This is a genomic window from Natronomonas sp., from assembly GCF_036625485.1.
Lineage (GTDB): Archaea > Halobacteriota > Halobacteria > Halobacteriales > Haloarculaceae > Natronomonas.
Map to the genome: position 1 here is coordinate 1 of NZ_JAZKTR010000089.1, position 10,480 is coordinate 10,480.

The window sequence follows — 10,480 nt, forward strand, 5'->3', positions numbered from 1 at the left end:
CCGATCTCCGGGTTATGAGCCCGGCGGAATCTCCTGGCTATCCCATCCCGCTACATCCTCGTAATCCGGTCCGCCCATTAAGGGTTGTGATTGACGTGCCGTCTGTGGAATCCTACCGTGACTGGTGGACCCGCCACGTGAGCAGGCTTTCGGCGACGTAGTTGACCGCGACGGCACAGCCGATAGCGATGGGGAGCGTGATGAGCGGCCAGAGGTCCGTGCCCGCGACGACCACCGTCACGCCGATTCGGGTGAGGACGTAGACGACGACGAACTGGATGAGCAGGCCGGCCGACCGGACGACGTTTGATTTGACGAGACGCCGGGCCTTCGGGACCGCCCCGGTCGCGCCGTGGTCGGCGAACGTCCAGCGGTCGTTGATCAGAAACATGAGGACGATGGCGATCTCAGCGCCGATGAGTTTCGCCCATTCGGCCGGCAGTATCGCCCCCAGCGTGAGCAACGAGCTCACCGAGAGGTCGACGGCGGCACCGATGGCGCCGACGCCGAGAAACTGGCCCATTCGAGCGGGCGCAAGGAGGGCGTCCCGGAGGTCGATGAGCAGGTCGAGCGGGCCCCGTTTCATTCTCGGTCGATTAACGCGAGTTCGTCGCCTCGCGCGAGGGCGTCGTGTAGTCGACTGTCCTGCAGACGTTTGGCGCGATTCCGAGCGACGAACAGGGCCTTCGCCATCGAGAGGCTGGTGCGAACTGGCGAGACCGTCGACCCGGGTTTGTCCTCCCAGTCGATTGGGACCTCCACGATATCGAGGTCCAGCGCCGCCGCCATCGCGAGGAGTTCGATGTCCCACGCGAAGCCGGGGTGGTAGATGTGGACCCGAACCCGGTCCCACGCCTCGGCCGTCAGGGCCTTCGCGCCGCACTGGTAGTCGTGGAGTTCCGCTTCCAGCAGACGCCGAGCGAGCCACGCGAACCCGTCGCCGAGGAGGCGCCGGGCGAGCGTCTGGTGGCCGACGACGTGCGAGTCCGGATGCCGGCGGGACCCGGCAGCCACGTCAGCCCCGTCGAGGGCGTCGACGATTCGACCGAGTTCGGATGCCGGCGTACTGCCGTCGGCATCGGCGAAGGCCAGCCGGTCGGTATCGAGGGCTTCGAATCCCGCGGTGATCGCGGCGCCCTTCCCGCGCCGATACGGGACGGCGTTGACCACGACGCCCGGCAGCGATAGCGAGGTAATCGCCTCCAGCGTTTCGGGGTCGGGGGCGTCGAACTCGACGCGAACGGTCTCGGGAGCCAGCTCTTCGACGATTTCTCGGAGGTACGCCTCCAGTCGGGCGGCGTCGGGTCGGAACGCGGGGACGACGACCCCGAGGTGACTCATGTCCGTTCCTGACATCCGGGCGAGCAAAAACCGTTCGAATCATACGGGCCGTTGTAGTCTTTTACCGGTCATCGCCGACCCCTACTGGCGATGACCGGTGTATCGTTACAACGGTCCGCATCCGAGGTATCAATTCACAAGAAGTATAGGGGATGGATGCCGCCGTATTTGTGATGGAATACGGCCTCGTCGTGCTCTGGCTGGCGATGTACCTCATCGTGGGGTTGGCGACGCTCCCACTCGCAGCGGCCCTGTTCCCACGATTCCACGACGCTGGCGCCGCCTTCGCCATCCCTGTCGGACTCGGAACGATCGGCATCGTTGGCTATCTCGTCGGTCATCTCGCCTTCGGCTGGCCGGCGTTGCTGGCCGCTCTCGCTGTCCTGATTGCCGGGAGCGTGTTCGTCGGCGACAGCGAGGCCGTCGACGAGTACGCCTACGCCGAGGTGGCCGTCGTCTTCGCGGTCGCGTTCGGGTTCCTCGTCGCGATTCGCTCCGTAACGCCCGAGATAGCCCCGTTGCCGCTGGCTATCGGCGAGAAGTTCCTCGATTTCGGCCTGCTTCGGACGTCGCTTCGGGCCGAGGCGCTTCCCCCGGAGGACATGTGGTTCGCCGGCGAGAGCCTGCAGTATTACTACGGCGGGCAGATGCTCACGGCGCTGCTGACGATACTGACCGGGACCGCGCCCCGGTTCGCCTATAACCTCGCGTTGGCGGGGTTCTACGCCTCGCTCGTGACCGCCGCCTACGGGCTTGCCGGCGCAATCGCCGAAACCCACGACGCTCCCCGACGAATCGCGGCGGGTCTCGGTGCCTTCTTCGTCGGTATCGCGGGCAACCTCTATACGGCCGGACAGGTCCTCGCGTGGCTGGTTCCGGACGCGCTGGTGACGTCGGTGACCGGGTTCGAGCCGGGCGGGGACGCCCTCTCGTGGAACCCGACGGAGTTCTGGTATTTCGATACGAGCCGCGTCATCGAGGGGACGATAAACGAGTTCCCGCTTTTCGCGTGGCTCAACGGCGATCTCCACGCCCACATGCTGACCACGCCGTTTACGCTGCTTGTCGCCGCGCTCTGTTTCAGCTACTGGCAGACACCGGAGGAAGAACGGACCCGTCGCCGACTGTTACTCCTTTTGACCGCGCCCGTTGCGGGCTTTCTCGCCATCTCGAACACGTGGGACTTCCCGATAGCCGCAGGGGTCGTACTGCTCACCGTCGCCTTCACGCCGAGTGACCCGGCGACGCTGCTCCCCGAGACGCTGGCCGAACGTCTTCGGCCTCGTAACGGTCTCCTCGAAGAGATACGCCGCGATGGCCTCGCCCTCGCGGGCGCGCTCGTGGTGCTTCTCGTCGGTGGAATACTCGTGACGCCGTTCTGGCTCGGGACGGCGAGCACGCGAAGCCTCGGGCTCTTCCCACCCCGGAGCGATCTCGGACCACTACTCGTCGTCCACGGCGGCTTCCTGCTCGCGTTCGTCCCGTATCTCGCTGGTCGTGCCTACGGGACGACGTCGTTGCCACGCGAACGGATCGTTGGAATCGTAGCAGCCGGAGGCGTCCTGCTCCTTGCCGTCTGGCTCGGCGGGTTCGCAGTGGTTGCCCTTTTCGGCCCGCTGCTGGCTACGGCGTGGTTCCTGCTTCGTCGGCGTGCCGACGTGGGGTTCGAGACCGTCCTGATGCTCGCCGGCATCGGGCTGGTTCTCATCGTGGAGTTCGCTTACGTACTCGAACCACAGTATCAGGGCACGGAACTGGAGCGGATGAACACGGTCTTCAAGACCTACATGCAGGTGTGGGTCCTCTGGGCGCCGGCCGCGGGGGTCGCACTCGCGCGGCTGGTCGACCCAGCCAACGCCTTGCCGTCGGTGGATACGCCCGCGTGGCGGTCCGCGGGCGTGGCCGTCGCCTGTGTGGTGCTGTTGACGACCGGCCTGTATGCCGGCTTCGCGATCCCGACCCACCTCGAGAACGAACCGGCCGGTGCCGACGGGCCGACCCTCGACGGGACGGCCTACACCTACGAGCGGTATCCCGACGAGGCGGCCGCTATCGACTGGCTGGACGCCCGCGAGGGGCAGCCGACGATCGTCACCGCCGCGCCGGGCGGCTATCGATGGAACCCCGACGATGGACGGGGCGCGTCGGCGCCGGCGAGCCTCACCGGCGTGCCGACCGTCCTCGGGTGGTTCCACGAGGAGCAGTACCGCGGGGAGGAGCCATATCAGGAGCGTCTCTCCGACGTCGAGACGATCTACGAGGGGTCGACCGTGGAGCAGTCGTCGCTCTTCGACCGCTATGACGTGGAATACGTCTACGTCGGGCCGACCGAACGCGCACGATACGACCTCTCCATCGAGGACCACCCGGACCTGGAGGTCGCCTTCCAGCAGGGTGACGTCGTCATCTACGAGGTACGGGGCTGACAGGCGGCGTTCGTCCCGATACCCCGCTTGCCGCACGACCGCCTCGGCGGGCTATCGGCGATTGCTCAGAGCACACGACCACTGGCCGCGTTTCGATATATAAAACACAGGCTGGGTGAGAACGCGTTCGGAAGAAGGGGACCGACGGGTCGGAATCGGAAACCGCGCTTAAACGGAGAGTTCGCCCTTGGCCTTGACGACGTCGAGGGCGTCGGCGTCGATGGTTTCGACGTCGAGGTGCATCGGGACGTACTCCCGCTTTTCGAACGTCTCGCGTTCGTCCTCGGTACCGATAGTACACCACAGCTGGACGCGGTCGGGGCCGTGCCACTCGCCCTGCCGAGCGATGTTGAAGCAGATCTGTTCCTCGCCGTCGTAGTTGATGATGGCGTCCTTCCGGATGCCGGGGTCCCCGTGGATGATGAGGTGCTTCATGCGCGGGTGTTTGCAGGAATATGGGTTAAGCGCTTCGAAGGCCGCTATCGGGCGCCGACTTCGTTCCGGGAGGGATGAGTCGCGGTGGCTGACTCGACGACTGCGACGGAGGTGAAACCAAACCCGTTTTAACCTACGGTGCGTTAGCCGTCGATAACTATGGAAATGCCACGCCGGTTCAACACGTATTGCCCGCACTGCGATGCCCACCACCAGCACGAGGTCGAGAAGGTCCGTACGGGCCGTTCCTCGGGCACGAAGTGGGACGCTCGCCGAACCCGCCGCGGGAAGGCCGTCATCGGCAACGCCGGTCGCTTCTCCAAGGTGCCCGGTGGCGACAAGCCGACCAAGAAGACGGACCTGAAGTACCGCTGCAGCGACTGTGGCAAGGCTCACCTCCGCGAGGGATGGCGTGCTGGCCGACTCACCTTCCAGGAGTAAATATGGCAGGAAGCTTCTTCCGCGTCGAATGCGCGGACTGTGAGAACGAGCAGATCGTCTTCGGAAAAGCCGCCAACGTCGTCAACTGCGCGGTCTGCGGCTCGACGCTCGCGACCCCGTCGGGTGGCGACGCCGAGTTCCACGGCGAGGTCGTCGAGACCGTCGAAGCGCGATAAAACCGGACCGGCGGGCGGAACGGTGCTTTTATTCTTATAAGACGGGTAGCGGTGAGTATGAAATACAGCGGCTGGCCTTCCCCGGGCGAACTCGTCGTCGGACGCGTCGACGAGATAGAGGACTTCGGGGTCTTCGTCGACCTCGAAGAGTACGAGGACAAACGTGGGCTGGTCCACGTCAGCGAGGTGGCTTCCGGATGGATCAAAAACGTCCGGGACCACGTCAACGAAGACCAGATGGTCGTCTGCAAGGTCATCGAAGTCGACGAGGACGCCCAGCAGGTCGACCTCTCCATCAAGGACGTCAACGACCACCAGCGCTCCGAGAAAGTCCAAGAGTGGAAGAACGAGCAGAAGGCCGACAAGTGGATGGAGATCGCCTTCGGCGAGGACATCGACGACGACCGGTTCCGCAACGTCGCCAACGAGGTCATCGACCAGTACGGCTCCCTCTACAAGGGCTTCGAGGAAGCCGCCATCCACGGCGAGGAGGCGCTGGAATCGACCGACCTCGACGACGAGGACGTCGACGCCATCGTCGAGACGGCCCGCGAGAACGTCTCGGTCCCCTACGTCACGGTCACGGGCTACGTCGACCTCGAATCCGCCGGCCCCGACGGCGTCGAGGACGTCCGCGAGGCGCTCAAGGCCGCCGAGGGCAACGGCGAGGTCCCCGAGGAGGTCGAACTCGACGTCACCTACGTCGGTGCGCCCGAGTACCGCATCAAGGTGAAGGCGCCGAACTACAAGACCGCCGAAACCCAACTGGAAGAAAGCGCCGACCGCGCCCGCGAGGCCATCGAGGCCACCGGCGGCACCGCCGACTTCCACCGCGAACGCCGCACCGACGAAGAATAGCGACTCCCGATGGCCAAATCCGACATTCGCGTCTGCTCGGCGTGGGAATCTGCCCACGACCGGCCGGTCTACACCCTCGGTGAGGAATGCCCCGAGTGCGGTGCCGACGCCGAGAACACCGCGCCAGCGCCGTTCAATCCGGAGGACCCATACGGCGAGTATCGCCGGCGAGCGCGTCGCCGCGGCGAGTAGCACTTTTCGAAATATCGCCGTGTTCTTAAGCGGCCGGACCGCCAGTACAGGGCATGGACGAGTTCGACATCGAGACGATCGCGGACCCGGACCTCGACGATCCCGTCTTCGTCGAAGGGCTTCCCGGCGTCGGCCACGTGGGGAAACTCGCCGCCGAACACCTGCTGGAGGAGTTCGACGGCGAACTGGTGCGTCGCGTCTACTCGGAGCACTTCCCGCCGCAGGTGACCGTCGACGAGGGTCGCACACAGTTGGCTTCCGCGGAGGTCTACGCCCTGCAGGAACCCGAACTGGACCTGCTCCTGTTGACAGGAGACCATCAGGCGGGCGACGGCCCGAGCCACTACCGACTGACGGAGGGCTTCTTGAACGTCGCCGGGGCCTTCGATGTCGACCGCATCTTCGCGCTCGGCGGCGTCCCGACCGGCGAGTTGGTCGACGAACCGGACGTCATCGGCGCGGCGACGACCGACGAATTCATCGAGGACCTCGAAGCCGTCGGCGTTGAGTTCCGCGATGACGAACCCGCCGGTGGCATCGTCGGCATCTCCGGGCTCCTGCTCGGCCTCGGCGAGCGCCGTGGCTTCGAGGCGTCCTGCCTGATGGGTGAGACGAGCGGCTACCTCGTCGACCCCAAGAGTGCCCGCGCGGTGCTGGAAGTGCTGCAGGAGGCGGTCGGCTTCGACATCGGCTACGACTCGCTGGAAGAACGCGCCGAGGAGATGGAAGAGGTCGTCAAGCGCATCCGGCAGATGGAACAGCAGGGGTCGGCCGCACCGAGCGAGGAAGACCTCCGCTACATCGGCTGATGTCGCATCGATAAACGTCTTAAGGAGTTCTTCCCTAGAAAGCCTGTGCCCGTCGACGCGCTGCTAACGCTTCCACGATGGCTGTACCTCGGGGTGTTGCTCGGTGCCCTCCTGAGCGCCGGCGTCGCCGCGACCTTCGTCGTCGCCGCGCGACTGTTCCCCGACGGGTCCCCAGCCGCCAGTTCCGACGGTGGCTTCACGACGGAGACCCGCCGCCGCGTGGAGATCCGCCGGTATCTCGACGCCATCGGTGAGGGGTTCACCGAGGACGCCGTCGTCCACGGCGAATCCGTCGACTTTTACCTTCCACACCGGGGCGTGGCCGTCACCTTCGACGCCCGCACCTTCTACGCGCTCGAACCCACGGCCACCTACGCCGTACTGGTTGAACACGAACTGCCCGGCATCGCACTCGGCACGCGCCTGCCCTTCGAGACGCCCGAGGTTTCCTTCGGCGAGGACCGCAACGAGAGAGTCGCGAACGGCGACCGACTCGCCGAGCGTGAACGCGCCGCCTACGCCGTCCTCGGTCTGCCTGCGGGCGCCGACCGGGATGCCGTCCAGCGGGCCTACCGCGAACGCATCAAGGAGGTCCACCCCGACCACGGCGGCGACAAAGCCGAGTTCGAACGCGTCCGCGACGCCTACGATACCGCGAAACAACACGCCTCATGACACGAACCCCCATCACCGACGACGTAATCGAACAGCTCTCGGAGGTCCTCGCCGCCGACCTCCTCGACGACGAACACAACTGGATGGGCGCGAGTTTCGCCGCACAGGACCTCGGCCACGATGAACTCGCGGAGTTCATCTACGAGGCCGACGCCGCGACCTACTACGAGGCCCTTCAGCGGGCGAAGGACCGCGAAGAATAGCGAACCGCACGCTTCTCGCGGCATCTTTGATAGAGCAACACGGCCGAGCGACAGGTGCAAAAAGGCTCAGATATCGTCGACTTCGTAGGCGAGGCCGGCATCGCGGAGGGCGTCGGTGACGCGGCCGGCGAGGTCCGTCGTCGCGACGACGACCACGTCGAGGCCGCGCCCCGCGGCGTCCGCAGCCACCTCGCCGGCGGCGAAGGTCACGTCGGGTTCGGCGTCGGATTTCCGGAGGGCGGCGACTGCTTCGACGCCCGCGGCGGCGACGACGTCGGCCGCGGCGGCGGCCTCGGCGAGTGCCGCCGACCCTTCGGGGTAGCCCGACCTGACGGGCGAGACCTGAAACACCGTCACGTCCCCGGGTTCGAGGTCGATGATGCCGGCGAAACCGGTGACGCCGACGACATCGCCCGCCTCGGCGTCGGTGGTCGCCACGCCCGTCGCCGGGCCTTCGTCGCCGGATTCGGCGTGCAGGAGGCCGTCCTCGATGAACAGCGACACCGTCTCGCCCGATTCGATGTCGTCGGTCGCGAAGGCGGCGTCCTCCTGCATGCTCCCGAGGACGTCCTCGGTAACGTGGTCGGAGAACCGCTTGACGTCGGAGGCCTGCTGGAAGAGCCAGTCGACGCCCTGCTTGGTGACGCGATACCGCGACCGGGCCTCCTTCTCGACGAGGCCTTCGTCGACGAGTTCGCGGATGTACTCCGAGACCGCCTGGCTCGTCACCCCGACGGCGTCGGCGATCTCCCCCTGATTGACCGCCGGCTGCCGGTCCGCGATTTCGACGAGAACGCGGAACTTCGTCGCGGCCCGCTTGTTGTCGAGCACCTCGACCATACCGACCACTCGTATCGATTATTTATAAACCCCGGCGACTCCGGCCGTCTGCAGGGTACCGGTTGTCGGACTGCCCGGCCTCTCGGACGACGTCCCCGACAGGGATTTGCCGCCCACCAACCAACGGTGAATATGGCCTTCGAGCCGCGTGACCGGGCTGTCTACCTGCCTGCGGCGGACGCGCTCGTCGTTGCAGACCTCCACATCGGCCGGGACGCGGCCTCGAACGTTCACGCGCGACTCGGCGAACACGGCGATCTCACCGAGCGCTTCGACGCGTTACTCGCCCACTACGAACCCGCCGAGGCCGTCGTCGCCGGCGACCTGCTGCATTCCTTCGACTCGCTACCGACCGGCACCGCCGAAACCGTCCACGAACTCCGCGAGATCGCCGCCGACGCCGACTGCCGGCTCGTCGTCACGCCCGGCAACCACGATTCGATGCTCGACGAGCTGTGGGACGGCCCGACCGCCGGCGAATATCGCCTTCCCGAAACGGATATCGTCGTCACGCACGGCCACGAGGCGCCCGACACGGAGGCGGACCTCTACGTCGTCGGCCACGACCACCCGACCATCGACATCGAGGGCCAGCGGCATCCCTGCTATCTGCACGCGTCGGACCACTACGACGGCGCCGACGTGCTGATGCTGCCCCCGTTCAGCCGCGTGCCCGCCGGCGCGCTTATAAATACCATGTCCGCTGGCGACTTCCAGTCGCCCCTTATCAAGCGCACGAACGTGTTCCGTCCCATCGTCCGCGACGAGGACGCCGACCGGACACACGAGTTCCCGCCGCTCGGTGAGTTCCGGCGAATGTTGTAATCGAGCCCCTGACCGGCGCCAAATCGGTCGGTAACGGTACAAATAAGGGACAGCGAGCGAACACCAGCGTATGAGCATCTCCGACATCAAGGAACGACACGACCATCCCTCGTGGTTCACCGCCGCGGGGACCGCCGCCGCCTACACCCTCATCCTCGTCGTGATGACGATTCTGCTGTTCGGCCTGCCGCTTGCGGTTTTCTCCCTCCTATAAATCCACGTTTACACCGAACTTTTAGCACGGCGAGCCGTGGGCTCGCCGGCAAAAACTTCGATGAAAAATAGCTTCTCGCTCCTGTCGCGCGCCTTCGGTGCGCGGTAGTCGTTCGTCGCTACGGCGCTTCACTTCGTTCGGCGCCGCGAACCGCCTCGGGAGCCTTCTTTGAAGGCCCCGCTCGGCGGATGCAAGAGTGTAGTTGTTTCAGCAAGTCGAAGTAGAGTCCTCTCTTAGCCGAATGAATCAATATATAAGGTTAGCATCCGCGAGGGCGGGTTCGAAGAACCCGCCTGAAGCGGTTCACCGCGCCGAGCGTCAGCGAGGCGCGGGACCAAGGGCCGACTGTAAGGAGGCCCGCCGTGTCTTTTTCATGAACGTTTTTGCCGGGTCGGCTTCGCCGACCCGTGCAAAAAGTTTCAGGCGAAGGTCTTGGAGACGTCGTCGGTCTCTTCTTCGGTCTGCTTGATCTTCTCCCACGCGTTCTCGAAGTCCTCCATCCGGACATCGGTGCGGTCGTCGCGGATGGCGTACATGCCGGCTTCGGTACAGACGGCCTTCACGTCGGCACCGGAGGCGTCGTCGGCCATCTCGGCGAGTTCGCCGAAGTCGACGGTGTCGGCGACGTTCATGTCGCGGGTGTGGATCTGGAAGATCATCTCGCGGCCCTCGTGGTCCGGCTTGGGCACCTCGATGAGGCGGTCGAAGCGGCCGGGCCGGAGGATGGCGCGGTCGAGCATGTCGAAGCGGTTGGTGGCGGCGATGATGCGGATCTCGCCGCGGTCCTCGAAGCCGTCCATCTCCGAGAGCAGTTGCATCATCGTCCGCTGGACCTCGGCGTCGCCGGAGGTCTTGGAGTCGGTCCGCTTGGCAGCGATGGCGTCGATCTCGTCGATGAAGACGACGGCGGGTTCCTGCTGGCGCGCGAGTTCGAAGAGGTCGCGAACGAGTTTCGCGCCCTCCCCGATGAACTTGTGGACCAGTTCGGAGCCGGCCATCTTGATGAAGGTGGCGTCGGTCTGGTTGGCGACGGCCTTCGCGAGCA

Annotated in this window: 15 protein-coding genes; 10 read left to right on the top strand and 5 right to left on the bottom strand. The window is 65.6% G+C overall.

Translation table 11 applies throughout. From position 1 onward, the window contains the following. Nucleotides 1-112: 112 nt before the first annotated feature. Both V5A53_RS09590 and V5A53_RS09595 read right to left on the bottom strand, forming a co-directional pair. Entirely contained in the window at nucleotides 113-586 is a 474-nt protein-coding gene (locus V5A53_RS09590) for a GtrA family protein (RefSeq protein WP_332313382.1), read from the bottom strand. After that, on the bottom strand, nucleotides 583-1,341 hold the full coding sequence (locus V5A53_RS09595; RefSeq protein ID WP_332313383.1) for a glycosyltransferase: 759 nt from the start codon (nucleotides 1,339-1,341) through the stop codon (nucleotides 583-585). The genes V5A53_RS09590 and V5A53_RS09595 overlap by 4 nt, the downstream gene beginning before the upstream one ends. Nucleotides 1,342-1,514: 173 nt before the next feature. Between V5A53_RS09595 and V5A53_RS09600 the strand changes: the two genes are divergently transcribed. Continuing rightward, the gene (locus V5A53_RS09600) at nucleotides 1,515-3,767 is read left to right on the top strand and encodes a DUF2298 domain-containing protein (protein ID WP_332313384.1); all 2,253 of its coding nucleotides are present in this window, start codon (nucleotides 1,515-1,517) and stop codon (nucleotides 3,765-3,767) included. Between the two features lie 168 nt (nucleotides 3,768-3,935). On the opposite strand, the gene V5A53_RS09605 is transcribed toward V5A53_RS09600, so the two are convergent. Continuing rightward, on the bottom strand, nucleotides 3,936-4,202 hold the full coding sequence (locus tag V5A53_RS09605) for an HAH_0734 family protein (protein ID WP_332313385.1): 267 nt from the start codon (nucleotides 4,200-4,202) through the stop codon (nucleotides 3,936-3,938). A gap of 159 nt (nucleotides 4,203-4,361) precedes the next feature. On the opposite strand from V5A53_RS09605, the gene V5A53_RS09610 reads away from it, so the two are divergent. Genes V5A53_RS09610 through V5A53_RS09640 form a run of 7 tightly spaced genes read left to right on the top strand, consistent with a single transcriptional unit; the run spans nucleotide 4,362 to nucleotide 7,556 of the window. After that, complete coding sequence (locus V5A53_RS09610) at nucleotides 4,362-4,643, top strand: 50S ribosomal protein L44e (protein ID WP_332313386.1); 282 nt, start codon at nucleotides 4,362-4,364, stop codon at nucleotides 4,641-4,643. 2 nt (nucleotides 4,644-4,645) lie between these two features. Next, on the top strand, nucleotides 4,646-4,819 hold the full coding sequence (locus V5A53_RS09615) for a 30S ribosomal protein S27e (protein ID WP_332313387.1): 174 nt from the start codon (nucleotides 4,646-4,648) through the stop codon (nucleotides 4,817-4,819). A 57-nt stretch (nucleotides 4,820-4,876) separates the two neighbouring features. Beyond that, on the top strand, nucleotides 4,877-5,677 hold the full coding sequence (locus V5A53_RS09620) for a translation initiation factor IF-2 subunit alpha (RefSeq protein ID WP_332313388.1): 801 nt from the start codon (nucleotides 4,877-4,879) through the stop codon (nucleotides 5,675-5,677). Nucleotides 5,678-5,686: 9 nt separating this feature from the next. Then, on the top strand, nucleotides 5,687-5,869 hold the full coding sequence (locus tag V5A53_RS09625; protein WP_332313389.1) for an RNA-protein complex protein Nop10: 183 nt from the start codon (nucleotides 5,687-5,689) through the stop codon (nucleotides 5,867-5,869). A 53-nt stretch (nucleotides 5,870-5,922) separates the two neighbouring features. Beyond that, complete coding sequence (locus tag V5A53_RS09630; RefSeq protein ID WP_332313390.1) at nucleotides 5,923-6,678, top strand: proteasome assembly chaperone family protein; 756 nt, start codon at nucleotides 5,923-5,925, stop codon at nucleotides 6,676-6,678. 45 nt (nucleotides 6,679-6,723) lie between these two features. Beyond that, the gene (locus V5A53_RS09635; protein ID WP_332313391.1) at nucleotides 6,724-7,353 is read left to right on the top strand and encodes a J domain-containing protein; all 630 of its coding nucleotides are present in this window, start codon (nucleotides 6,724-6,726) and stop codon (nucleotides 7,351-7,353) included. Continuing rightward, a complete protein-coding gene (locus tag V5A53_RS09640) occupies nucleotides 7,350-7,556 on the top strand; it encodes a hypothetical protein (protein ID WP_332313392.1) in 207 nt (68 codons plus the stop codon). Before V5A53_RS09635 ends, V5A53_RS09640 begins: the two co-directional genes overlap by 4 nt. A 66-nt stretch (nucleotides 7,557-7,622) precedes the next feature. On the opposite strand, the gene V5A53_RS09645 is transcribed toward V5A53_RS09640, so the two are convergent. After that, a complete protein-coding gene (locus V5A53_RS09645) occupies nucleotides 7,623-8,396 on the bottom strand; it encodes a DUF7839 domain-containing protein (RefSeq protein WP_332313393.1) in 774 nt (257 codons plus the stop codon). Between the two features lie 132 nt (nucleotides 8,397-8,528). Here V5A53_RS09645 and V5A53_RS09650 point away from each other — a divergent pair, with 132 nt between their 5' ends. Beyond that, entirely contained in the window at nucleotides 8,529-9,221 is a 693-nt protein-coding gene (locus tag V5A53_RS09650) for a metallophosphoesterase (RefSeq protein ID WP_332313394.1), read from the top strand. A gap of 70 nt (nucleotides 9,222-9,291) precedes the next feature. Continuing rightward, nucleotides 9,292-9,435, top strand: a complete 144-nt coding sequence (locus V5A53_RS09655) for a hypothetical protein (RefSeq protein ID WP_332313395.1) — start codon at nucleotides 9,292-9,294, stop codon at nucleotides 9,433-9,435. 419 nt (nucleotides 9,436-9,854) lie between these two features. Here the strand turns inward: V5A53_RS09655 and V5A53_RS09660 are convergent. Next, nucleotides 9,855-10,480: AAA family ATPase (locus tag V5A53_RS09660; RefSeq protein WP_332313396.1), on the bottom strand; the 626-nt coding region annotated here is incomplete at its 5' end.

Coding starts and splice junctions, on each gene's coding strand:
- V5A53_RS09620 (WP_332313388.1), top strand. CDS start 4,877: ATGAAATACAGCGGCTGGCCTTCCCCGGGCGAACTCGTCGTCGGACGC.
- V5A53_RS09615 (WP_332313387.1), top strand. CDS start 4,646: ATGGCAGGAAGCTTCTTCCGCGTCGAATGCGCGGACTGTGAGAACGAG.
- V5A53_RS09650 (WP_332313394.1), top strand. CDS start 8,529: ATGGCCTTCGAGCCGCGTGACCGGGCTGTCTACCTGCCTGCGGCGGAC.
- V5A53_RS09640 (WP_332313392.1), top strand. CDS start 7,350: ATGACACGAACCCCCATCACCGACGACGTAATCGAACAGCTCTCGGAG.
- V5A53_RS09595 (WP_332313383.1), bottom strand. CDS start 1,341: ATGAGTCACCTCGGGGTCGTCGTCCCCGCGTTCCGACCCGACGCCGCC.
- V5A53_RS09630 (WP_332313390.1), top strand. CDS start 5,923: ATGGACGAGTTCGACATCGAGACGATCGCGGACCCGGACCTCGACGAT.
- V5A53_RS09605 (WP_332313385.1), bottom strand. CDS start 4,202: ATGAAGCACCTCATCATCCACGGGGACCCCGGCATCCGGAAGGACGCC.
- V5A53_RS09625 (WP_332313389.1), top strand. CDS start 5,687: ATGGCCAAATCCGACATTCGCGTCTGCTCGGCGTGGGAATCTGCCCAC.
- V5A53_RS09590 (WP_332313382.1), bottom strand. CDS start 586: ATGAAACGGGGCCCGCTCGACCTGCTCATCGACCTCCGGGACGCCCTC.
- V5A53_RS09645 (WP_332313393.1), bottom strand. CDS start 8,396: ATGGTCGAGGTGCTCGACAACAAGCGGGCCGCGACGAAGTTCCGCGTT.
- V5A53_RS09600 (WP_332313384.1), top strand. CDS start 1,515: ATGGAATACGGCCTCGTCGTGCTCTGGCTGGCGATGTACCTCATCGTG.
- V5A53_RS09655 (WP_332313395.1), top strand. CDS start 9,292: ATGAGCATCTCCGACATCAAGGAACGACACGACCATCCCTCGTGGTTC.
- V5A53_RS09610 (WP_332313386.1), top strand. CDS start 4,362: ATGGAAATGCCACGCCGGTTCAACACGTATTGCCCGCACTGCGATGCC.